General features: G+C 66.9%; 18 protein-coding genes and 2 pseudogenes. 8 read left to right on the top strand and 12 right to left on the bottom strand.

Annotated elements, in window-relative coordinates; genetic code table 11:
* Positions 1-113: 113 nt before the first annotated feature.
* The 3 genes and pseudogenes from ABC347_RS13730 to ABC347_RS13725 form a co-directional block, all read right to left on the bottom strand.
* Entirely contained in the window at positions 114-3,542 is a 3,429-nt protein-coding gene (locus ABC347_RS13730) for a beta strand repeat-containing protein (protein ID WP_413247069.1), read from the bottom strand.
* Between the two features lie 222 nt (positions 3,543-3,764).
* Positions 3,765-3,827: pseudogene (locus tag ABC347_RS18265) on the bottom strand (hypothetical protein); the annotation flags it as partial.
* 225 nt (positions 3,828-4,052) lie between these two features.
* Positions 4,053-4,877 (bottom strand): annotated as a pseudogene (locus tag ABC347_RS13725) (N-acetylmuramoyl-L-alanine amidase family protein); the annotation flags it as partial.
* A 511-nt stretch (positions 4,878-5,388) separates the two neighbouring features.
* On the opposite strand from ABC347_RS13725, the gene ABC347_RS13720 reads away from it, so the two are divergent.
* The 3 genes from ABC347_RS13720 to ABC347_RS13710 all read left to right on the top strand — a co-directional run bounded on the left by ABC347_RS13720 (position 5,389) and on the right by ABC347_RS13710 (position 10,317).
* Positions 5,389-8,127: an Rne/Rng family ribonuclease gene (locus ABC347_RS13720; protein ID WP_413246278.1), complete on the top strand. Its 2,739-nt coding sequence runs from the start codon at positions 5,389-5,391 to the stop codon at positions 8,125-8,127.
* Between the two features lie 82 nt (positions 8,128-8,209).
* Positions 8,210-9,574, top strand: coding sequence for a M48 family metalloprotease (locus tag ABC347_RS13715; RefSeq protein WP_413246277.1), 1,365 nt, complete (start codon positions 8,210-8,212; stop codon positions 9,572-9,574).
* Positions 9,574-10,317 (top strand): DsbA family protein, encoded by a 744-nt coding sequence (locus tag ABC347_RS13710; RefSeq protein ID WP_413246276.1) that lies wholly within the window; start codon positions 9,574-9,576, stop codon positions 10,315-10,317. Before ABC347_RS13715 ends, ABC347_RS13710 begins: the two co-directional genes overlap by 1 nt.
* Positions 10,318-10,324: 7 nt before the next feature.
* Here ABC347_RS13710 and ABC347_RS13705 read toward each other — a convergent pair whose 3' ends face one another.
* The 5 genes from ABC347_RS13705 to ABC347_RS13685 all read right to left on the bottom strand — a co-directional run bounded on the left by ABC347_RS13705 (position 10,325) and on the right by ABC347_RS13685 (position 13,584).
* Positions 10,325-10,588, bottom strand: coding sequence for a hypothetical protein (locus ABC347_RS13705; protein ID WP_413246275.1), 264 nt, complete (start codon positions 10,586-10,588; stop codon positions 10,325-10,327).
* A gap of 80 nt (positions 10,589-10,668) precedes the next feature.
* On the bottom strand, positions 10,669-11,340 hold the full coding sequence (locus tag ABC347_RS13700; protein WP_413246274.1) for an RlmE family RNA methyltransferase: 672 nt from the start codon (positions 11,338-11,340) through the stop codon (positions 10,669-10,671).
* A gap of 1 nt (position 11,341) precedes the next feature.
* A complete protein-coding gene (locus tag ABC347_RS13695) occupies positions 11,342-12,382 on the bottom strand; it encodes a Ppx/GppA phosphatase family protein (protein WP_413246273.1) in 1,041 nt (346 codons plus the stop codon).
* Between the two features lie 97 nt (positions 12,383-12,479).
* A complete protein-coding gene (gene lepB, locus ABC347_RS13690) occupies positions 12,480-13,190 on the bottom strand; it encodes a signal peptidase I (RefSeq protein ID WP_413246272.1) in 711 nt (236 codons plus the stop codon).
* Positions 13,191-13,260: 70 nt separating this feature from the next.
* The gene (locus ABC347_RS13685; RefSeq protein WP_413246271.1) at positions 13,261-13,584 is read right to left on the bottom strand and encodes a PilZ domain-containing protein; all 324 of its coding nucleotides are present in this window, start codon (positions 13,582-13,584) and stop codon (positions 13,261-13,263) included.
* 91 nt (positions 13,585-13,675) lie between these two features.
* Here ABC347_RS13685 and pgi point away from each other — a divergent pair, with 91 nt between their 5' ends.
* The 3 genes from pgi to gorA all read left to right on the top strand — a co-directional run bounded on the left by pgi (position 13,676) and on the right by gorA (position 17,603).
* Positions 13,676-15,175: a glucose-6-phosphate isomerase gene (gene pgi, locus ABC347_RS13680; RefSeq protein ID WP_413246270.1), complete on the top strand. Its 1,500-nt coding sequence runs from the start codon at positions 13,676-13,678 to the stop codon at positions 15,173-15,175.
* A gap of 13 nt (positions 15,176-15,188) precedes the next feature.
* Positions 15,189-16,184, top strand: coding sequence for an NAD(P)H-binding protein (locus ABC347_RS13675; RefSeq protein WP_413246269.1), 996 nt, complete (start codon positions 15,189-15,191; stop codon positions 16,182-16,184).
* A gap of 72 nt (positions 16,185-16,256) precedes the next feature.
* Positions 16,257-17,603, top strand: a complete 1,347-nt coding sequence (gene gorA / locus ABC347_RS13670) for a glutathione-disulfide reductase (protein WP_413246268.1) — start codon at positions 16,257-16,259, stop codon at positions 17,601-17,603.
* Between the two features lies 1 nt (position 17,604).
* On the opposite strand, the gene ABC347_RS13665 is transcribed toward gorA, so the two are convergent.
* A complete protein-coding gene (locus ABC347_RS13665) occupies positions 17,605-18,003 on the bottom strand; it encodes a hypothetical protein (RefSeq protein WP_413246267.1) in 399 nt (132 codons plus the stop codon).
* A gap of 171 nt (positions 18,004-18,174) precedes the next feature.
* Between ABC347_RS13665 and ABC347_RS13660 the strand changes: the two genes are divergently transcribed.
* Entirely contained in the window at positions 18,175-18,960 is a 786-nt protein-coding gene (locus tag ABC347_RS13660; RefSeq protein WP_413246266.1) for a hemerythrin domain-containing protein, read from the top strand.
* 9 nt (positions 18,961-18,969) lie between these two features.
* Here ABC347_RS13660 and ABC347_RS13655 read toward each other — a convergent pair whose 3' ends face one another.
* Positions 18,970-20,028, bottom strand: a complete 1,059-nt coding sequence (locus tag ABC347_RS13655) for a DUF3616 domain-containing protein (protein WP_413246265.1) — start codon at positions 20,026-20,028, stop codon at positions 18,970-18,972.
* Complete coding sequence (locus tag ABC347_RS13650) at positions 20,025-20,336, bottom strand: hypothetical protein (RefSeq protein WP_413246264.1); 312 nt, start codon at positions 20,334-20,336, stop codon at positions 20,025-20,027. The genes ABC347_RS13655 and ABC347_RS13650 overlap by 4 nt, the downstream gene beginning before the upstream one ends.
* A 123-nt stretch (positions 20,337-20,459) precedes the next feature.
* Here ABC347_RS13650 and hisN point away from each other — a divergent pair, with 123 nt between their 5' ends.
* Complete coding sequence (gene hisN, locus ABC347_RS13645) at positions 20,460-21,224, top strand: histidinol-phosphatase (protein ID WP_413246263.1); 765 nt, start codon at positions 20,460-20,462, stop codon at positions 21,222-21,224.
* Positions 21,225-21,228: 4 nt separating this feature from the next.
* On the opposite strand, the gene ABC347_RS13640 is transcribed toward hisN, so the two are convergent.
* Positions 21,229-23,301, bottom strand: a complete 2,073-nt coding sequence (locus ABC347_RS13640) for an AsmA family protein (RefSeq protein ID WP_413246262.1) — start codon at positions 23,299-23,301, stop codon at positions 21,229-21,231.
* Positions 23,302-23,450 lie beyond the last annotated feature (149 nt).

The following is a 23,450-nucleotide window of genomic DNA, read 5'->3' as shown; positions in this document are numbered from 1 at the left end:
TGGAATCCCAAATTTGCCTGTCCGGGCTGACATTTGTCGCAACATGTCGGATCCGTACAAAAAAGGGGCCGCGTTGCCGCGGCCCCGAAGGTGCACCTACCTTTATTATGGTATCAGAGCACGATGTCCGTCACGATCAAGTTCGGCAGGACCGGCGTGGTGGCGATCACCGTTACCAGGAAGTCGGCGACTGAATCGCCGTTGGTGTCGCCCATCACGAATTGAGCGCCACCGCTTTGCTCGACCCGCAGTTCGCCGGCTGTGCCCGAGAAGGCGGCATTGCCGATGAAGCTGAACGCCTGATCGCCATCGCTGTTGACGTTCGCATCAACCAGCGAGAGATCGATCCGATCGCCATCGAGGCGATTGAAGTCGCGGATCAGGTCGGCCGTATCGAACGTCGTGCCGGTGTCCGCGGCGGACGACAGGCGGAAGGTGTCGGCTCCGAGACCGCCCTCATGCACGTCGCGGCCCGCGCCGCCATCGAGGATGTCATTGCCATCCCCGCCACGATTCAGATCGTCGCCGGCCCCGCCCAGCAGCGTGTCGTCGCCTGCCAGACCATAGAGCTCGTCATTGCCGTCGCCGCCATCGATGACATTGGCGGCGCCGTTGCCGAACAGGCGGTTGCCGAGCGCGTTGCCGCCCAGATCGATCGCGTCACCGCCGGTCAGCGTTGCGTTCTCGATCTCGGCAGACAGCGTGTAGCTGACCGAGGCCACTACGGTATCGGTGCCGCCGCCGGCCAGCTCGACGATCACGTCGCCGGTATCGGTGACATAGTAGAGATCGTTGCCGTCCCCACCGATCATCGTGTCGTTGCCGGCGCCGCCCTGCAGGTTGTCGTCACCGCCCAAGCCGATCAGCGTATCGTCGCCATCGGCGCCACGCAGCGTGTTGGCGCTGGCGTTGCCCGTGATCGTGTTGGCGCCGCCGTTGCCGGTGCCGACTTCGGCCGTGCCCCCAAGGATCAGATTCTCGACATTGGCGGACAGGAAGTAGCTGGCATTCGCCGTGACCGTATCGATACCGCCATCTTCCAACTCGACGATCGTGTCGGCGCCGACATCGACGATATAGCTGTCATTGCCCCCACCGCCGATCAGGAGGTCCACCCCCGATCCGCCGACCAAGAAGTCGTTTCCGTCACCGGCAGTGACCACATCATCGCCCGCGCCGGCATTGTAGTAGAAGTTCTGCGCGACGCGGAACGGTGGGAAGAAGGTCAGATCGTCATCACCATCCGTGCCCAGCACGACGCCTTCGAACGTGTCGCCGCGCGCGGCACCCGACACGAGATCGCGGACGTCGAAGGTGATGCCCTGCGTACCGGCGACGAAGGTTATGCCTTCATCATCGTAGCGCGATTCGAGCCCGGTCAGGTTGCCGTCGGCATCCTCGGCCTGGACGCGCACGGCAAGGCCGCCATCCTGGTTCGCCATGCTGTTGCTATCGACCGCGCTGCCGTTGCCGGCCTGCGACGAGGTGAAGGTGATCCGGATGTTGCCGGTGCCGCCATCGTTCCGATCGAAGCGCACGGTGTCGTTGCCACTGCCGAGATTGACGAAGTCAGCGCCATCGGTCGCGACATTGACGTTGACCGTATCGTCGCCCTCGGCCCCGTTGATGACATCGACACCGGCACCGCCAGTGAAGCTGTCATTGCCAGCACCGCCCGTCAGCACGTCATCACCGGCACCGCCGAACAGCTGATCGTTGCCTGAACCAGTGGTCAAGCGGTCGTTGCCAGCCCCGGCCGTGATCGACGCCGTCACGTTACCGGTGTCGATCACATTGTCGCCGGTATCTGCAAGGAACAGGTTGATGCTTTCGAAGCCGGTGATCGACGTCCCGTCCGACGCAGTACCGGTGCCGGTGCCATCGAGCGTGAGCGTGATCGGGGTTCCCGACCCCACTTCGGGACCATTGAAGTTGAAGTTGATCAGCAGGAAGTCATTGCCGGCACCACCGTTCAACTGATCAAGCTTGCCGCCGGTGACGAAATCGTCGCCATCGCCTGCGTCGACAATGTCGCGTTCCGGCGCAATCGATCCGCCAAAGATGTTGGACGGCCGATCGACGGAGTCGATCGTGTCGTTGCCCGCGCCGCCGAGGAAGGTATCGGTGCCCGCGCCGCCGCTGAGCGTATCATTGCCCGCACCGCCGACAAGGAAATCAGCCACGTCACCGCCGGTGATCACATCGGCACCGCCCCCGCCGTTGAAATAATAGGAGCGGCTTGGGCTGACAGCGTTCATGAAGTCGGCGTCGGCGGTACCGAGCGTCACGATCTCGAACGTATCGCCCCGCTCCACCCCGGAGGTGAGGTCGCGGACGTCGAATGTCGTGCCGGCTGCGGCAACGAAGGTGATGCCTTCATCGTCATATCGGCTTGCGTTCACGCTGGCCACGCCAGCCTCTTCGGCAGCAACGCGGACTGCGAGCCCGCCATCCTGATTGGCTCCGGTGCCGCCATCGACAGCGTTGCCATTGCCGACCTCGGCCGATGTGAACGTCAACCGGATCTGGCTGGCCCCCGACAACTGGACGATATCCGCACCGGCGCCAAGATTGACGAAGTCGACGCCGTCGGTCGCCAGATTCTGGATCGCGGTATCATCACCCTCGGCACCGCTGATAACATCGACGCCGGCACCGCCGATGAAGCTGTCATTGCCCTCGGCACCGGTCAGGACGTCATCGCCTCCGCCGCCGACGAGGAAGTCGTTCGCGGTTCCGCCAGTGACGACATCGTTGCCCAGGCCTGCGTTGAAGTAGTAGGGGCGGCTCGACTGGACCGCGGTCAGGATATCGGCTGCGCTGGTGCCCAGCACGACAATCTCGAAGCGATCTCCACGCTCCACGCCCGAAACGAGATCGCGAACGTCGAATGTCGTGCCGGCCGCCGCGATGAAGGTGACGCCTTCGTCGTCGTAACGGCTCGCGTTGATGTCGGCGTTACCGTCGGCATCCTCCGCAGCCACGCGCACGGCCAGCCCACCATCCTGGTTGGCCAGGGTATTGCTGTCGACCGCATTGCCATTCCCGACCTGAGCCGAGGTAAAGGTCAACCGGATCTGGGTGGCGCCAGAGAGCTGGACGATGTCGGAACCCGTACCGAGATTAACGAAATCGACGCCGTCGGTCGCCACGTTCTGGATTGCGGTATCGTCGCCCTCGGCACCGTTGATGACGTCGACCCCGCCGCCTCCAATGAAGCTGTCATTGCCTTCGGCACCCGTGAGAACGTCGTCGCCGGCTCCACCGACGAGGAAATCGTCGCCCGTCCCGCCGATCACCACGTCATTGCCCATGCCGGCATTGAAATAATAGGGGCGGCTGGCCTGTTCGGCGGTCAACGTATCGGCCGCCATGGTACCGAGCACCGCGATTTCGAAGCGATCGCCGCGAGCGACGCCCGACACGAGATCGCGCACATCGAAGGTCGTGCCTGCGCCCGCGATGAAGATCGTGCCCTCGTCGTCATAGCGGCTGGCTTCGCCGGTCAGCGTGCCGTCATCGCCCTCGGCCTGTACACGCAAGGCCAGACCGCCGTCCTGATTAGCCTGATCGTTGCTGTCGACTTCCGTTCCGTTGCCCGCCTGCGAAGAGGTAAAGGTCAGACGGATCTGCCCGGCACCAGAGAGTTGCGCGAAATCGAGGCCATCACCAAGGTTAACGAAGTCGACGCCGTCGGTGGCCAGATTCTGGATCGCCGTGTCGTTACCGCTTTCTCCGCGGATCACATCGACGCCGCCGGCGCCGGTCAAAATGTCGTCGCCACCGCGACCATTGAGAACATCATTGCCCTCCGTGCCGGTCAGCACGTTGTTGCCGTCATCGCCATCTTGTTCCAAGGTTCTTCCTCCAATGTGGCGGCCGTGTTCGGCGCGCGCGGAAAAACCTGCCCCGCCCCCCCTATGGGCAGGTGGCGCTTTGATTGGCGCAAGAAAATTGCATCACCAAGTCATTTATTTTCGCATGATATTCAGGACGGATGAAACCATTTGCACTGCGCTGCGTAGCTCGCCGTCATTGATAATGCAGTATTTCTAGCGTGTTTCCCGTTCGGCCAGCCGGCGCGCGAAATGCGCGATCACCGCGCGGCGAACGCCGAGCGCAATTGCCTGCTGCCCCTCGTCGGAGAAGATTCGCTTCGCATCGTCGAGATTGGTCATGTAGCCGGTCTCGAGCAGGACCGATGGCACATCGGGCGCCTTCAATACGATCAAACCGGCGAAGCGGTGGAAGCTGGTCTTGAATTCGACCAGAGGTGACATCTCGCGCTGCAGCAAAGCCGCGAATTCGGACGAGACGTTCATGGTTTCGCGCTGGGCAAGGTCGACGAGGATCGACGAAACATCCGACGTCTCGATGCCGAGATTCACGCCGTTCAGCACATCCGCCCGGTTCTCGCGCGCCGCCAGTTGCGCCGCTACCCGATCCGAGGCGACTTCGGACAGCGTATAGATCGTCGCACCGCGCGCGGTGTTGCCGGACGGCGCGCTGTCGGCATGGATCGAGATGAACAGATCCGCCTTCAGCCGGCGGGCGATCTCGCGGCGTTCGCCCAGGATGATGAAGCGATCATCCTCGCGGGTCAGCGCAACACGGACCCGCCCACTGTCCACCAATTCGTCGCGAATGGCCTTGGCGATCGCCAGCGCGGCATCCTTCTCACGTCGGCCGCCATAGATCGAGATCGAACCCGGGTCATGCCCGCCGTGCCCGGCATCGATCACCACCAGCGGTCGATCCTTGCCACGCCCGCCATAGATCTTCGGTAGCGGCGCGCGCCGCGGCTGCGGCGGGGGCAGGCGGATCGTGACGCTGTTGCGCCCGGCCGCGGGCGCCATCGCCAACGCCGCCGGCCGATCGACCGGTGCGGCAAGCGCGAGTGCGGAAAGGATCAGGGTCACCAGCACGGGCGCCCTTCTGCCGTGCCGGCGCGCTTATGGTCCAGCGCAAATCGCCGTGGTGCGCGCGGTTGCCGGCGTGCTGGCGCGCGGACGTCACAGCCGGGCCGCGGGCGCGATGCTTGTGCCGGGCGGATGGCGATGCTAGCAGTTTGGCCACCGATCCGGCCGCGCCTTTGCGCGCGACACCGGGCACGGTCTTCGCCGGGGGCGGCATGCCCGCAACCGGCCTGCTAGGTTGACGTCGCAATGGTCCATATCTTTCCTGTCTCCACCCGCCGCCCGCAGGGGCGCGGCGCGTGGACGCGGGACTTCTTCCCGGCGCGCCGCGCCGGGGATGGCCGTGCGGCAGAGGCAATTTCCGCAAACCCGCCGACAGACGGCGCCCGCATCTCGGCGGACCGTCTGCGGCCATCCTATCGCGTGACTCCGCCGCCCGAAGCAGGGCCGGAGCGCGCCCGGAGACATAAGAATGACCACGCGCATGTTGATCGACGCGCGCCACCGGGAGGAAACCCGCGTGGCTGTCGTCAAGGGAAACCGCATCGAGGAATTTGATTTCGAGAGTGCCGAGCGCAAGCAGCTCAAGGGGAATATCTATCTTGCCAAGGTGACGCGCGTCGAGCCGTCGCTGCAGGCGGCGTTCGTCGATTATGGCGGCAATCGCCACGGCTTCCTGGCCTTTTCGGAAATCCACCCCGACTATTACCAGATCCCGAAGGAGGATCGCGAGGCGCTGCTGCGTGAGGAGGCCGAGCACGCCGCCGAGGAAGAGGCGCTGCGCAGCCGCGACGACGACCATGACGACGAGGACCCGCACGGCGATCGCGACCGCGACGACGAGCATCATGATCATGACGATCATGATGGCGCCGAAGGCGATGGCGGCGAAGGATCGGCACCGCCGGCGGAGGCCGTCGACGGCCATGGCGCCGCCGACGACAGCGCTGTGGAGAACCTGCGCCAGCGCCGCATGAACCTGCGCCGCCGCTACAAGATCCAGGACGTGATCCGCCGCCGGCAGGTGCTGCTGGTCCAGGTCGTCAAGGAAGAGCGCGGCAACAAGGGCGCGGCGCTGACCACCTATCTCTCGCTGGCTGGCCGCTATTGCGTGCTGATGCCCAACACCAGCCATGGCGGCGGCATCAGCCGCAAGATCAGCAATGCCGCCGATCGCAAGCGGCTGAAGTCGATCATGGCCGATCTCGATCTGCCGAAGTCGATGGGCTGCATCGTGCGCACCGCCGGCCTGCAGCGCACCAAGACCGAGATCAAGCGTGACTTCGACTATCTCGCCCGGTTGTGGGACGAGATCCGCGAGAATACGCTGAAATCGGCGGCACCCGCGCTCGTCTATGGCGACAGCGACCTGATCAAGCGCGCGATCCGCGACATCTACAATCGCGATATCGAGGAAGTGATCGTCGAGGGCGAGGAAGGCTATCGCCAGGCGCGGCAGTTCATGAAGCTGCTGATGCCGAGCCATGTGAAGCGCGTGCGCCACTATGCCGATGCAGTGCCGCTGTTCCAGCGCGGCGGCGTGGAGGAGCAGCTTTCGGCGATGTACCAGCCGCTCGTCCAGCTGAAGTCGGGCGGTTACCTGGTGATCAACCCGACCGAGGCGCTGGTTTCGATCGACATCAACTCGGGCCGTTCCACCCGCGAGCATAATATCGAGCAGACCGCGCTCAACACCAACCTGGAAGCGGCGCACGAGATCGCCCGTCAGCTGCGCCTGCGCGACATGGCCGGACTGGTCGTGATCGACTTCATCGACATGGAGTCGAACTCGAACAACCGGAAGGTTGAAAAGGCGATGAAGGAGGCGCTGAAGAACGATCGCGCCCGCATCCAGGTCGGCCGCATCTCCAGCTTCGGCCTGTTCGAGATGAGCCGCCAGCGGATCCGCACCGGCGTGCTGGAAGCATCCACCCGGCCGTGCCCGCACTGCGAGGGATCGGGTTTCGTGCGCACCGCATCGTCGGCCGGCTTGTCGGCTTTGCGCATGCTGGAGGAAGAGGCCGCCCGCGGTCGTGGCAGCCAGTTGCGCCTGCGCGCCAGCCAGGAAGCCGCCTTCTACGTGCTTAACCGCAAGCGTGCCGAGCTGGCCGAGATCGAGGATCGCTACGGTGTGGTGATCGAGATCCTGCCCGACGGCGCGCTGGAAGGCGCGCGCATGTCGGTGGAGAGCGCCGGCCCGCCGCCGGCCTATGCGCCGCGTATCCCGCAGCTGGCCCCGATCGACATCGACGATGACGACGACATCCCCGAGGAGGAGGATGAGGAAGAGATCGAGGAAGCCGAGGCCGAGGAACAGCCGCGCCGGCGTGGCCGCGAGGGCGGCGAGCGCGAGCGTGAGCGGGACGGCGAGCGCGGCGAGACCGACGGCGAGGGCCGGCGACGCCGCCGTCGCCGGCGCCGCGGCGGGCGTCGCGACGAGGAGCCGCGGAACGATCAGCTGGCTGCCGACGAAGCCGAGGCCGAGGCCTTGGATGACGGAGCCGAAGGTGAAGGTGCCGAGCAGTCCGTCGAGGGCGGCGAGGGTGCAGCGCCTGTATTCGCCGGCGAGGGCGAGGATCGTCCGCGTCGCGGCCGGCGTGGCCGCCGCGGAGGCCGTCGCCGGTCTGGCGAGGGCAATGGTGCCGTCGGCGACCGTGAGCCGACCGACGCCGAGGCGGCGCCTGCCGTCGAGGCTGTCGACAGCCCGGTGATCGAAGCCGAGCCCGCGCCCGAGCCGGACGCGGAAGCCGAAACGGAGAAGCCCAAGGCGCGCCGTCGCCCGCGGGCCCGCAAGGCCGATGCCGCGGCCGAGCCGGCTGCCGACCCGATCGTGGCATCCGCTGCGTCCGACGCTGTCGTCGCGGCGGTCGAAGCGCAGGAAGGCGCTGCGGAGGAGCCTGCCGCCAAGCCCAAGCGCACCCGTCGCAAGAAGGCGGATGCGGCGGCCGAGGCGGCGATCATCGAGGCCGCCCCCGCGCCGAAGCCCGAACCGGAGCCGGTTGCCGAGGAGGCGCCGGCCAAACCGAAGCGCACCCGCCGCAAGAAGACCGACGGCGACGCCGCCCCGGCCCCGGAGATGGCCGCCCGCGCCGAGATCGCAACTGCCGAGGCGGAAGCCCCGGTGGCCGAGGAGCCGGCGGCCGGCCCCGAACCCGAGGCGCCGGCCGAAGCACCGCGTCGCGGCTGGTGGCAGCGCACCTTCGGCGCCTGATCGTGGCGGGGCGATCCCGCGCGCCCGCTGCGCCTGCCGGCTTCACCGCCGGTTCAGGCGCGGCGGGCCACCCGCCCCGCTGATGGGCGCTATCGCCAAATTCGCGCGCGCGATCGTGGCGCTGATCGTGAGCGCGGCACTGCTGGTGCAGCCGGCGGCGGCGCAATCGATCCTGCGCGATGCCGAGACCGAAGCGCTGTTCGCCGACATGGCCCGGCCGCTGATCGTGGCGGCTGGCCTGGAGCCGTCGAACGTGCGCGTCGTGCTGATCGGCGACAAGGAGATCAACGCGTTCGTCGCCGGCGGCCAGGCCGTCTATATCCATAGTGGCCTGGTGACCGCGGCCGACAATGCCAATGAAGTACAGGGCGTGATCGCGCACGAACTGGGCCACATCACCGGCGGGCACATCGTGCGGTTCGGCGAAGGCGCGCGCGCCGCGACTGGCATCTCGATCCTGTCGCTGGTGCTGGGTGCCGCCGCGATCGCGATGGGCGGGGGCGAGGCGGGGATGGGCATCCTGACCGCAGGCCAGCAGGCCGCGATGGGCAGCTTCCTCGCTTTCAGCCGCACCCAGGAATCGAGCGCGGACGCCGCCGGCGCCCAGTTCCTGACCAAGGCCGGCCTGTCCGGCAAGGGCTCGCTCAGCTTCTTCGGCAAGATGCGCAAGGAGGAGTATCGCCTGTCATCCAGCTATGCCGATACCGACCCCTATATGCGCACCCACCCGATGTCGGGCGAGCGCCAGGCGCGGCTGGAGGCAGATTACAAGGCATCGCCTTATTGGGACGCCAAGACCGATCCCGCCTTGGAGGCGCGGTTCCAGCGCGTGAAGGCCAAACTATCCGGGTTCGTCGAGGATCCGGCGGTGACGCTGCGCAAATATCCGGAGACCGACCAGTCGGTGCCGGCACTCTATGCCCGCGCCTATGCCTGGCATCGTGGCGCTTACCCCCAGAGATCTGTGGCCGAGGTGGACAAGCTGATCGCGACCGCCCCGCACGACCCCTATTTCCTCGAGCTCAAGGGCCAGGTGTTGCTCGAATCCGGGCAGCCGGCGCAAGCGCTGCCGCCGCTGCGCGAGGCGGTCGCGCGATCGAACAACCAGCCGCTGATCGCCGCGCTGTTCGGCCATGCGCTGATCGCGACCGAGGATGCGCGCAATTTCGCGGAGGCCAAGCGCGTGCTGCGGCTGGCCGTGGCGCGTGACAATGAGAACCCGTTTGCCTGGTACCAGCTTGGTATCGTCTATGAGCGCGAAGGCGATCGTGCGCGCGCAGCTTTGGCGACCGCAGAGCGGTACAGCCTGATCGGCCAGTCGCGATTGGCGCTGGCGAGCGCGCAGGCGGCAATGAACGGCATTCCGCAAGGCACGCCCGATTTCCTGCGCGCGCAGGATATCGAGATGGCATCGCGCGCGGCAGTGGCGGACGAGAAGCGCCGCTGATGGCGAACAACTGGGGCAAAATGGGTATGGCGGGATTGCTGGGCGTGGTGTTGGGCGGCTTGGGTGTATCGCTGATCGGGATGCAGGGGGCCGCCGCACCGAAATCGCCGGCGGACCGCGCCGCGATCGAGGCGATCGTTCGAGACTATATCCTGGCCAATCCGGAAATCATCCCGCAGGCGATCGAACGGCTGCAGGGCCGGCAGGTGGCAAAGGCGATCGACGCCAACCGCAAGGCGATCGAGACGCCGTTCGCGGGCGCATGGGCAGGCGCTGCCGATGGCGATGTCGTACTGGTGGAATATTTCGACTATAATTGCGGCTATTGCCGGGCCAGCGTGAAGGACATCGATCGGCTGCTGGCCGAGGACAAGAAGCTGAAGGTAGTCTTCAAGGAACTGCCCGTGCTGGGCGACGCCAGCGACGAGGCCGCCCGGGTGAGCCTGGCCGCCGCACGGCAAGGCAAGTTCCTGCCGTTGCACCGCAGCCTCTATGCCACGGGATCGCTGACGTCCGACAAGATCACTGCCGTGTGGCGGACCGCGGGCCTCGACGGATCGAAGCTCATGGCGGACATCCGCAGCCCGGAAGTCGCGCGCGAGATCGACGACAATCTCGGCGTGGCGCGTGCGCTGGGCATCAGCGGCACGCCGAGCTTCGTCGTCGGCGACCAGCTGCTGAGCGGAGCGGTCGGCTACGCCAAGCTGAAGGCGGCGATCGCCGCCGCCCGCAGCGGGCGCTGACGCCCGATCAGTTGCTGAGGATCAGACCGGTCTGTGCCTGCACGAAATCGCGCGCAGCGCGGTTCTCGCCATCGGTACGGCGCGCCCAGCTTTCCGCGCTTGCGCAGCGGCGAACGCGCTTGACGAGCGAGCCAGTCTCGATCTCGGTCTTGCAGACTTCCTTGCGCTTTTTCGAGATCGCCTGATCGATCTTCGCCTGCTCCGCGCCGGTCTGGGCGGCAGCCGGCATCGCAACGGCGATCGCAACGGCAGCAATGGCGAGCTTCATCATCCTAAGTTCCTCCGCACCGCGTCGTCTGGCGTGGCCCAGGCACGACTTGCCGCTAATCGTGCCGCAAGAAAAACGATCGGTCAATCCAGCCGATCGCCCTTGAAACCCTGCGCGATGACATACCATTCTGACGAGTCCTTGCGGCTGGCCGGCGGCTTGGCATGTTTGACCGTGGCGAACAGCCGTTTGAGTTCGGCCACCAGCGCATGATCCGCGCCGCCCGCCAGAACCTTGGCGACATAACCGCCACCCGGCCGCAGCACCTGCGCGGAGAAGGCGGTGCCGGCCTCGACCAAGGCCATTGTGCGAAGATGATCGGTCTGCGGGTGGCCGACCGTATTCGCGGCCATGTCGCTGAGCACAAGATCGGCCGGGCCGCCCAATGCCTCGGCCAGCATTTCGGGCGCGCGGTCGTCCATGAAATCCATCTGCAGGATCGTGGCGCCGTCGATCGGATCGACGGGCAGCAGATCGATGCCGACGACAGCGCAGTGCGGCCGCTGGCGGCGCACCACCTGCGTCCAGCCGCCGGGCGCGATGCCGAGGTCGATCACCCGATCAACGCCTTTCAGCAGGCCGAATCGCTCGTCCAGTTCGATCAGCTTGTAGGCCGCACGGCTTCGATAACCCTCGGCCTTCGCCTTCTTCACATAAGGGTCGTTCAGCTGCCGCTCCAGCCAGCGGGTCGAGGATGCGGTCCGCCCCCGCCCGGTCTTGACGCGGGTGCGCCCGCCCGATCCGCCGCGACTCATCTTAGCGCGCCAGCCGCTCGTGGTTCATCAGCGATCGGAGGATACCTTCGCGGATACCGCGATCGGCAACGCCCAGCCGCTCGGCCGGCCAGATGTCCATGATCGCTTCCAGGATCGCGCAACCAGCGACGACCAGGTCGGCACGCTCGCGGCCGATGCAGGGCAGTTCGCCCCGTTCCGCCATCGACAAACCCGCCAGCCGACCGCTGATGTCGCGCATCGCCCCCGCCGGCACGATCAGCCCGTCGATCGCGCGTCGATCATAGCTCGGCAGGCCGAGATGCACGCTGGCGAGCGTCGTGACGGTGCCGCTGGTGCCCAGCAGCCGCAATGTTCCGCGATGATGCGCCGCCAGCCGCAGAGCGAAGCCGGCCAGCGCATCTGCCGCCCGATCGCGCATCGCGATATAGGCGGCCGCGCGCGCCTTGGCGCAGGCCGGGTCATGCTGCGCGCTTTCGGTGAGCGACACCACGCCCCATGGCGCGGAGAACCAATCGATCACGCGCGGGCCATTCGGCCCGGTTTCAAGCAGTACCAGCTCGGTCGATCCACCGCCGATGTCGAAGATCAGCGCCGGCCCCTCGCCTGGTTCAAGCAATGCGTGGCAGCCGAGCACCGCGAGCCGCGCTTCCGTCTCCGCGCTGATCACCTCCAGCGAGATGCCGGTTTCGACCTGCACGCGGCGCACGAATTCGGCGCCGTTGCTGGCGCGGCGGCAAGCCTCGGTCGCGACCGACCGCACCAGCGAGACATGACGGCGACGCAGCTTTTCGCCGCACACGGCGAGCGCCGCGACCGCGCGGTCCATCGCCGCATCGCTCAGCCGCCCGGTCGCAGCCAGTCCCTCCCCCAGCCGGACGATCCGCGAGAAGGCATCGACGACCACGAAGCCGTCACCGTCGGGCCGGGCGATGAGCAGCCGGCAATTATTGGTGCCGAGATCGAGCGCCGCATAGGTGCGGCGCTGGCTCCGCCAGGCGGAGGGAGGGGCCGTATCGCCCGGATCGGGCGACGGCGCGGCGGCGAACGGCCTGGGCGCCATGGATGAAGATCACTTATGCTTGCCGGAAATGGCGCAGCGCCACCGGAACTTGGGTATCAACCTAGCCATCGCCCCCACGCGGGGCAAGGCCGGCAGACTACAGACCGATCCGATTCCAGCGGGTCGCCGCAGCCCAGCCCCAGGGTCGCGACCAGCGCGCGGTGCCGTCGGTCGACCACAGGATCGGCCCGGCGCGGCCGGTGATCGCAGCGATCGGCACCATGCCCAGCCCGCCGGCGGCGGGATCAGTGCGGCTGTCGGCGGATCGATCGCGATTGTCACCGAGCAGGAAGACATGCCCCGCCGGCACCCGCCGCTCGGCCATGTCATCGGTAGCGGTCGTGGTTGCATCCAGGATCGGCCAGGCGCTGCCATCGGGCAGCGTCTCGCGCAGCCGGACGAGGCGACAACCCCCACGTGCCGGCTCGCTGCCGGATGGGCAGGGCTGATTCGCCTCCGGCGGTATGATCTGATCGGCGATCCGCAGCCGCGGCAGCGCGCGTCCGTCGATCGAAACGATCCCGCGCGAAAGCGCGATCCGGTCGCCCGGCAGGCCGATCACGCGCTTGATGAAATGACCGCCCCGCGCCGCCACGATCACGACGTCGCCCCGGCGCGGTGTCGCCCCGCCCCAGCCACGATAGCCCCATTTGAGCGCGACGATATGATCGCCGACCCAATAGCGCGGCAGCATCGATAGCGAGGGGATCGCGAACGGCTGGGCGACGAACAGCCGGATCAGCAGCGCGCCGATCGCGACGATCGCCAGCAGGCGGATCAGGCCGCGCGCGCCATCGGGCAAGGTCATTGCGGTGGCTTAGGGTCCGTACTCAATTGAAAAAGGACCCTAGGCAGGCGCGGCCGCAGCCGCAACGCCATCAGCCGACGGGATGGGCGGCGCGCAGTGCGTGACAGCCAGCTTCGTCGATCGGCTGGATGAACTGGCCGCCGATCCGCCCGGCCACGCCCCACATGATCCGCGCGTTGATCGGTGCGCTGCCCGGCAGCTCGATCCAGACATAGCGGCCGATCAGGCCGATCGTGGCGCACTCGGCCATGAACCCGCGGGTCGACAGATTGTGGATGCGGATCGTGATCGGGGGTGCGCCGGTCATCGAGAGCGTAGCCGGCATCTGGACCGCACTCCGCTCGCTCTGGCGCGGTCGACGGCCATCGGCATCGTCCTCGATCGGCTTCAGCATGTCCGTTCCCCGTGTCCCATCCCCGCATGGCTATCGCACAAGGGCGTAAAGGTCGCGTAAAGCAGCGATTCGACCGGTTGGAGCGATGGTGATGACGCAGGGCGGATGGGATGCGGTCGGCGCGCTGCCGGATCGGACGCTGACGGCGCTGTTCGCCGAAGAGACCGATCGACTGTCGCGCATGGCGATCGAGGAAGCGGGGCTGCTGTTCGATTTCGCCAAGACCCACCTGTCGGCGGCGCATATCGCAGCCTTCGTGGAATTGTGCGAAGCGCGCGGACTGGCAGCCCGACGCGATGCGCTGTTCGCCGGCGCGATCGTGAACGCGAGCGAGGACCGGGCGGCCGAGCATGTCGCCGAACGCGGGCAGGGTGCGCCTGAAAGCGTACGCCACGCGCGTGGACTGCAGGCGCGGATGCGTGCGCTGATCGATGCCATCGAGGCGGAGGCGCTGGGACCGATCCGCCACATCCTGCACATCGGCATCGGCGGATCGGCGCTGGGCCCCAAACTCCTGTTCGATGCGCTGGGACGTGACGGCAGCCGCTATGACGTGGCGGTCGTCTCCAATGTCGATGGTGCCGCGCTGGAGGAAGTGTTCGCGCGTTTCGATCCCGGCGCAACGCTGATCGCGGTCGCCTCCAAGACCTTCACCACCACCGAGACGCTGATGAATGCGGACAGCGCAGTGGCCTGGCTCGAGGATGGCGGAGTGGCGGATCCGTTCGGTCGGGTCGTGGCGCTGACCGCGAGCCCGGACCGGGCGATCGAGTGGGGCGTGGACGAGACCCGCGTGCTGCCGTTCGCGGATACGGTGGGTGGGCGATATTCGCTCTGGTCGTCGATCGGCTTTCCGGTCGCGCTGGCGCTGGGCTGGGATGCCTATGAAACGCTGCTGGAAGGCGCGGCGGCGATGGATCGGCATTTCCGTCTCGCCCCGATGACCAGCAACGTGCCGCTGTTGGCGGCATTCGTGGACCAATATTATTCGCGGATCCGCGGCTGCGAGACGCGCGCGATCTTCGCCTATGACGAGCGGCTGAGGCTGCTGCCCGATTATCTGCAGCAGCTGGAAATGGAATCGAACGGCAAGCGGGTGACGCCGGATGGCGAACCGGTCGATGGGCCGACCGCTGCGATCGCCTGGGGCGGAGTCGGCACCGATGCACAGCACGCCGTTTTCCAGCTGCTGCACCAGGGGACGCGGCTCGTGCCGGTCGAGTTCGTCGCGGTGATCGAGCCGGGACACGGCCTGGACGATGGCCATCACCGAGCATTGCTGATCAACGCCTTTGCGCAAGGCGCGGCGCTGATGGCAGGACGCGCCAATCCCGAAGAGCCGGCACGCGACTATCCCGGCGATCGCCCGTCGACCACCATCCTGCTGGATCGGCTGGATCCGGCACGGTTGGGCGCGCTGATCGCCTTCTACGAACATCGCACCTTCGCCAACGCAGTGCTGCTGGGGATCAATCCGTTCGATCAGTTCGGCGTGGAACTGGGCAAGGAGATTGCGAGATCGATCGAAAGCGAGGGCACTGCGCGCTTCGATCCCTCCACCCGCGCGCTGATCGCCCGCGCCTTTGGCTGACGATCGCGCGGCGATGGATTGTCCGACCCGGCGGCGGGTGCTGCTGCTTGGGGCGACCGGCACGATCGGACGCGCGACCGCCGCGGCGCTGGTCGCAGCCGGGCATGACACAGTCTGCCTGGTGCGCCAGCGCTCGGCCGAGGTTCCGGGCTTGCCGGCAAGATGCGCGGTGCAAGTCGCCGATCTCACGGACGTCGGGTCGATCCTGCGCGACGGCCTGCGTGGCGAGCCGTTCGACGCAGTGATCTCTTGCCTGGCATCGCGCACCGGTGCCCCGGCCGATGCCTGGGCGATCGACCATGGCGCGAACCTGGCCGCTTTGCGCGCCGCAGAAGAGGGGGGCGTCGGCCAGTTCATCCTGCTCTCGGCGATCTGCGTGCAGAAGCCGCGGCTCGCCTTCCAGCATGCCAAACTGGCGTTCGAAGCGGCGCTGATCGCATCGGGCATCCGCCATGCGATCGTCCGGCCGACAGCCTTCTTCAAGTCGCTGTCGGGGCAGGTCGATCGCGTGACGCGCGGCAAGCCCTATCTGCTGTTCAGCGATGGCCGGCTGACGGCCTGCAAGCCGATCGCCGATGCCGATCTGGCGCGCTACCTGGTGGATTGCATCGACAATGAAGCGCGGCTCGGCCGCATCCTGCCGATCGGCGGACCGGGGCCTGCCATCACGCCGCGGGATCAGGGTGAAGCGCTCTATGCGTTGCTCGGAAGGCAACCGAAGTTCCGATCCGTGCCGGTCGGCCTGCTGGATGCGATCATCGCCGGCCTGTCGCTGGCTGGGCGGCTGGCGCCGCGCCTGGCGGCCAAGGCGGAGCTCGCGCGGATCGGCCGATATTATGCGACAGAATCGATGCTGGTGCTCGATCCGGTCTCCGGCACCTATGATGCGGATGCAACGCCGGAGACAGGCAGCGCAAAGCTGTTAGACCATTATGCCGGGCTGATCCGCGGCGAAGTGATCGACGACGCGGGCGACCATGCGGTGCTGCGGCGGGGTCGTTCAGCCTGATCGTATCGGTCGGTTTGCGGATCGCCCCATCCGCCCTTAAGTCGCGGTCGCGCAATCGCCCGAGGAGCCTGAATGTCCGATTATGACTATGATCTGTTCGTGATCGGCGGCGGATCGGGCGGGGTGCGCGCGGCGCGGGTTTCGGCAGCGTACGGCGCGAAAGTGGCGCTGGCCGAGGATTATCGCGTCGGCGGCACATGCGTGATCCGCGGCTGCGTGCCCAAGAAGCTGCTCGTCTACGGATCGCACTTCGCCGAGGATCTGGCGGATGCACGCCGCTTCGGCTGGGACGTGCCCGAATGTAGTTTCTCGTGGGAGACGCTGCGCGACAATGTCCTGGCCGAGGTCGATCGGCTCGAGGGGCTGTATACCAACACGCTGGAAAGCAACGGCGTGACGCTGTTCCACGAGCGTGCCGTGGTGACCGGTCCGCACGGCATCCGCCTGGGTTCCGGGCGCGAGATCAGCGCGAAGACCATCCTGATCGCGACCGGCGCCTGGCCGGACGTGCCGGACTGTCCGGGCAGCGAGCTTGGCATCACATCCAACGACGTCTTCCACCTGCCTACGCTGCCTAAGCGGGTGGTGATCGCTGGCGCAGGCTATATCGCCAACGAATTCGCCGGCATCTTCCACCAGTTCGGTGCGCATGTGATGCTGGTCTCGCGATCGGACGTGATCCTGCGCGGCTATGACGAGCAGATCCGCGATCGCCTGCTGCAGATCTCGATGACCAAGGGCATCGAATTCCGCTTCAACGCCGCCTTCGAAAAGGTCGAGAAGCAGGGCGACGGATCGCTGCTGGTCCACATGAAGGGTCATGATCCGGTGGCGGCGGACGTGCTGTTGTTCGCGACCGGGCGACTGCCGCATACCGAGGGGCTGGGGCTCGAAACCGCCGGAGTGGAGCTGAACGAGCGACGTGCGATCAAGGTGGACGAAGACAGCCGGTCGACCTGCCCGAGCATCTTCGCGGTCGGCGACGTCACCGATCGTGTGCAGCTGACCCCGGTCGCGATCCGCGAAGGCCAAGCTTTTGCCGATACCCAGTTCGGTGGAAAGCCGACTCGGGTGGATTATGGCTGCATCCCATCCGCCGTGTTCAGCCACCCGCCGATGGCCGGGGTCGGCATGACGGAAAGCCAGGCACGCAACAAATATGGCCAGGTGAAGATCTACACGTCGGATTTCCGTCCGATGAAGAATGTGCTGGCCGGCCGCAACGAACGGGCGCTGTACAAGATGGTCTGCCATTCGGAGACGGGCAAGGTGCTCGGCCTGCACATGATCGGCCCGGACGCGCCCGAGATCCTGCAGGCGGCGGCAGTGGCGGTGAAGGCGGGGCTGACCAAGCAGCAGTTCGACGACACGGTGGCGCTGCACCCGTCGATGGCGGAGGAACTGGTCCTGCTGAAGTAGATCAGCCGAGCGCGGCGGCGCGGGCCAGTTCGATCGCGGCGGGTGCGAAGCCCAGCGCAGCGAGGCCGGTGGCCGCGGCGCAGAGCCGGCGATCGTTGCGGCGGGCAAGACACACGAACTGGCGCAGCGCTTCCAGCCGGTCGTCCGCCAGGCGGCGTACGCCCTCCTGCCCGGTCATCCGCGCCCACGCCCGGCCGAGCCAGCGGCCGGCGGCGCTGCCCGATCCGATCGCGGCCGCGCCGAAGCGATCCGCTTCGCGCCGGGCCAGCATCACCACCCGCCATTCCAGCGGGGTCAGCACCGTCGGCGCCAGATCGGCGCCGGCGACATCGGCATGACCGGGAACGAAGGCATCCATGAACATCGCGGCTTCTCCGCCATGCGCCGAAGCGCGGAACATTATCGCCAGATAGGAACGGTCCTGCCCGGCAGCTATGACGCGCGCCACAGCCGATACGAATTTCGCGCGATGCCGCTGACGATGCGCTGAACGGTGCCGTCAGCAATGCGACAGGAACCCCGTTCGCCGCCGGCTGTTAGTCCGCTACGAATTCGTTTCAGGAGCAGCATCATGGCCGACCCCGCCGAGGATATCAGCCCGTCGCCCGCCGCCAAGCCGGCGAAGCCGCGCAAGCCCGCCGCCAAGCGCACCGCCCCATCCAAGTCCGCCACGCCGAAGCCTGCCCATGCGGCAAAGGCAAACGGCGCGACGAAGCCAGCCAGCCCGCCGAAACGCAAGCCGCCGGCGAAACCCGCCCCCTCTGCCGCCAAGCGCGCCGGGAAGGCCGTCCGCAGCGCATTCGACAGCCTGCCCGAAGGTACCGGCCGGATGGTCGGTGCAGCGGCGGCCGGGCTGGTGGCCGGGCTTGCGGCGACGGTCGGGCGCAAGATGGCGGTGCAGGCCGTATCGGTCGGCCTGTCGGCGGACTGGGCCGAGGCGCTGGCCAACGAACACAAGGCCGCGCTGGCGATCATCGACGAAATCCAGGCGACCGACATGAAGCAGACAGCCAAGCGCGGCACGCTGCTCGTCCAGCTCAAGCACGCGCTGGGCAAGCATGCCGTCGAGGAGGAGAACATCGTCTACTGCGCGCTGCGCGACCAGAACGATGCCGCTCATGCGGACTCGCTCAACCATGACCACGGCTATGTGAAACAGTATCTCTACGATCTGGAGAAGATGCCGCATCACGAGCCGGCGTGGATGGCCAAGCTGGTCGAATTCCGTGGCGCGCTTGAGAAGCACATGCGCGAGGAAGAGGACGAAATCTTCCCGGCATTGAAGGCGCGGCTGTCCGACGATCAGAATGCCGAGATCAGCCGCGGCATCCAGCGCGAAGGCCTGGCGCTGGCCTGATGGGTGGCATCAGCCGGGCAGATCGAACAGATCGGCCCGGAACCCGCCCTTGGCGATCCGCGCCGGGGCGGGGCTGTCGCACAGGATCAGCAGGCGGTCGTCATCCCAGAGCGCAAGCCCCTCGGGATGATCGACGCCGCGGCCATGCGGCAGTTCAAGGATCCGTTCAGGCCGGTGCAGGCGCACCGAATCCGCGTCGCTGCCGGCATCGAGCAGCCAATCACGCCAGCGATAGATCGCAACCGGGCCCGATAGCCCCGTGGTCGGCCCAGCCAGGATGAGAAGATCGCGATCGCAGCGCTTCAGATCCCGGATGCCGAGCCCCTCCATCGCCAGCAGGCGCTTCACGGGCGGCGCAGCGAGTTTGAGCCGCCCCTTGGCCGTCACCGCGATCCGCAGTTCGACCAACAGCGCATGCCCGCCGATGACCGGCCCGCGCAGGCCCAGCGCCACACGATCACCGGCGACCGCGATCCCTTCGACATCCAGCCCGCCTTCCTTGGCCGGTACGCGCGTGAACGGGCCGATCAGCGGATCGGCGGCAAAGGCTTCGGCGAGCGCGCTGCCACGCTTCGTCTGGCGGATCATCCCGGCACGCCGCATCCCATCCTGCGCGACCGGTATCAGCGCGCCAGGCGCAGCGGGATCGGCGATCAACGGCACTCGCGCGAGCACGCAGCGTGGCCGCGTGTCGCGGAGATCGGCCAGCACACCCAGATCGATCGTCTCATCATCCTGCTTTTCGGGCTTGCGACGCGTGCGCGCATGGCTGCCGACGATCCACAGCCAGCCATCGTCGGCCGCGAGCCCTTCGATATCAACTTCGGCATCGGGATCGGCGAGGTCGAGCAGGTCGCGCAGCTGGTAGCGAAGCTGGCCCGCCCACCGATCGCCAGCTACCGGCCCGAGCCTTTCGATCGCCGCCGCCTCGTCACCGGCCACGAACAGGCTCAGCCCGATGCGGGTGGCGGCCGACAGGTCATGCATCGTGGCGTCGCCGCCGGGCAGATCGAAATCGAGGAGGATATGCCCCGAAGGACGCGCAGGATCCGGCCAGCCGCCAGTCACCGCCCGGCCAGCATATCGAGGACGATCCCGATCACCGAATGGGCGAGCGAGGCGGCCGGCACCGGCAGGATCTGGCTGCCCAGCAGTGCACCGAACCACATGACGAAGCGCATCATGCCCCAGCCGACCAGCACGACGAGCGCAATCAGCGTCACGATCAGCGCGAAACCGCTGCGCCGACGGATCGAGACGATGCTGGGACGACCGCGCACCGGATCATGATGCGGGCCCGGGCCGCGGCGGCGCAGCGCACCGGCCTCGCGATCCAGCCGGCGCAGCGCGGCCTCCGCCCCCCGGCGATCGTGCATCGAACCCGACATCGCGCGCCTCTCTTCGTCCAGCTGAAATGCTGCCAAAGCCTGACCGAAAGCCGGCGGCAGCGTCAACCCTTCGCGCTTGCGCCGGCGCTCCGCTGCGTTAGTCGATGGAGCATGACCGAGGATGATATCGCGCTGGCCGAGATGCTTGCTGATGCGGCCGGCGATGCGATCCGCCCGCTGTTTCGCCGCGCCTATCAGACCGAAGCCAAGGCCGATCGATCTCCGGTAACCGAGGCCGATCGCGCGGCGGAGGCGGCGATGCGCCGGATCCTGGACGTCAAGCGGCCGCGCGACGGGATCATCGGCGAGGAATATGGCCGGGTGCGTGAGGAGGCCGAGCGACACTGGGTGCTCGACCCGATCGACGGCACCCGCAGTTTCATCGCAGGGCGGCCGATATTCGGCACGCTGATCGCGCTGATCGAGGCCGGCACCCCGGTGCTGGGCATCATCGACCAGCCGATCACCGGTGAACGCTGGGTCGGCGCGCGCGGACAGCTGACGAGGCTGGGGGACAGGCCTGCTGGCACCCGACGCTGCTTCGCGCTCGGCGATGCGCTGATCGCGACTACCGGCATCGATTATTTCATCGGCGACGAACGCGACCGCTATCTCGCTTTGGCGGCGCAGGCGCGCGACGCGCTGTATGCCGGCGACTGCTATAATTACGGCCTGCTCGCCAGCGGCCATATCGATCTGGTGGTCGAGGCGGGGCTCAAGCTGCACGACTTCGCCGCACTCGTGCCGATCGTCGAAGGTGCGGGCGGCGGCATGTGCGACTGGCAGGGCAATGCGCTTGGCGCGCACAGCGACGGCCATGTCGTCGCGGTCGGTGACGTCCGGTTGCTGGAGGCGGTGCTCGAACGGCTGAGGTGAAGGATCAGTCGCGCGTCGCGCGGCCTTTGCCGACATCGTCGCGCGGCTTGCCCTTCGTGGTGCGCTGGGCGACGGCGGTAGCGCCACGCAGGACAGGGCCGCATGCGGCTGACTTGGCATTGCCGACATCGACGAAGGCCAGCACGCCCGCCAGCGGCGTGGCAACCAGCGCCAGCCCCACCCCGGCACCCGCACGGCTCAGCAGTTGCGGGCTGATCACGTTGATCGACGGTGCCGCGAACCGCCCGCCGATCCCGACCGGGGACTGACCTGCAAACAGGCTGAATTTCTTAGAATCCGCGCGGAAGCCGATATCCAGCGACTCGTCCTTGAAGCTGAAGCCACCGCGGCCGAGCATCACATTCTTGCGCGTATCGATCAGGATCGGATCAGCGGCCGCGATCCCGTCGCGCACGGTGAAGGCGATCAGGCCGCAATTGATATCGACCGGATCCTTCAGCTCGCCTTCGAACATCTTTTGCACGAACGTGCCGACGTCGAGCTCGCTCAGCTGGATGTTGCGCGCCCAAAACGTGCCGCGCGGAATGATGATCGCAATCCGCCCATCGGCGCTGGCCAGCGACTCGCGCACCGAATCGCCTTCGCCTTTTAGCTGGACGCGTGCGCCCAAAGTCCCCGTCGTGCCGGACCGCTCGGTCCCCCAGCTGGCAAGCAATGTGCCCATCGGCGTCGGTGCCAGGCGAATATCATAATCCGTGACGACTGGCCGGCTGCGTGCATTGATCGCAATGTCGGACGAAAGCTTGCCGCCCGCCATGTCGAACGTGAGCGGTGACAGCTTGAGCAGGCTGCGATCGAGATCGACGGTGACCGCGATGTTCGAGATCGGGAAGGTCTCGGCTCGCACGCGGCGGACGGTATAGTTCACCTTCGCATCGAAGCGGCTGATGGCGTCGATCTCGAGCGAGGCATCGGGCAACACGCGCGGCGTGCCCGCCACGATCCGGACCGCCCCGGCAGCGCCCTTGGCATCGAGCAGACGCGCATCATAGCCCACGAACGGACCGACATCGATGATGTCGACGACCCGGCTCGCCAGATCAGCCTCGATCAACAGCCGGTTGCTCGGTAACGACACCGTCATCGAGCCGCCGAGATCGCTGTCACCGAACCGTCCGGCCAGCCGCGTGAAACGCCATTCCTCACCACGTTTGGTGAGGTTCGACGTCAGGCGATAGGCACGCGTGTCCGGCGTGACGACGCCGAGGAAGGCGAACAGGTCGGCAAGGTTCGCGCCGCGCGCCGCCACCTTGAGGCGCGATCCTTCGAGTTCGGTGGCGCCCGGCAGCGTGCCCGACACATCGAGCGTGTCGCTGCCGGATGTCGCGCGGGCGACCAACCGGTTGCGCCCGCCGGAGATGGTCGCGTTGGGCGAAAGCAGGCTGCCGGTGACGCGGAACGGCCGGGCACGCATCGTGCCGGTGCCGGTGAAGCGGACATCGCTTGAAAAGCGCGTATCGGCCGCGCGAACCGTGTCGATCGACAGATCGGCCAGCAACTGCAGTACATGATCGCGATAGCGTACGTCGCTGCCCACGATCCGTGCCTGTCGGATGGTCGGGAGCTCGAACGGATCGCCCGGCGCGTTCGGATCGCCGAATGTCCAGGTATTGCTGCGGCCGTTGCGATCCCATTCGAGATCGACATCGCCGTTCGTGAGATCGAGCATATTCACGCGGCGCGTGCCGAACAGCCAGGGAATGCTGGCGACGCGGGCGTCGATCCGGTCTGCACGGAAGAAGAGCGGGCGTTCGGCCCACTGCGGATTGGCGACCGTCAGCCCTTCCGCCAGGAATTTGAGGTCGATGAAATCGAAGTAGAACTGGAAATCGCCGGCGACCTTGATCTCCCGCTCCGCATTGCGCGATGCGATCCGCTCGAAAGTCGGCTTCAGGAAGCGACCTTTGGTGACGTACAGGATCGCCCAGGCGAGCACGAGGAGCCCGACCAAGGTTGCGATCACCGCGACCACGCTGGAGATCGCGGTGTCGGCGGGATCCCGTCTTGGCGAGGTTGCGGCTACCGCACCAGCGCCGCTGCCGACGTCCGCAATCATCGAATCCGATCCGGTTCTGCGATCGACCATCGAAGGTCAAAGCATCGCGATCGTTTCGGTTCCTTGACCTGTCGGCGGGCGCGCCTATCATTTGCGCAAAGAAAAATAGCGCCGGATTGCGGGAAATTGCCGCACCGCTTCCGGTTCGA

The sequence above is a fragment of the Sphingomonas canaveralia genome (assembly GCF_047238125.1).
GTDB lineage: Bacteria > Pseudomonadota > Alphaproteobacteria > Sphingomonadales > Sphingomonadaceae > JBDFMH01.
This window is presented reverse-complemented; position numbering and strand designations above follow the sequence as displayed.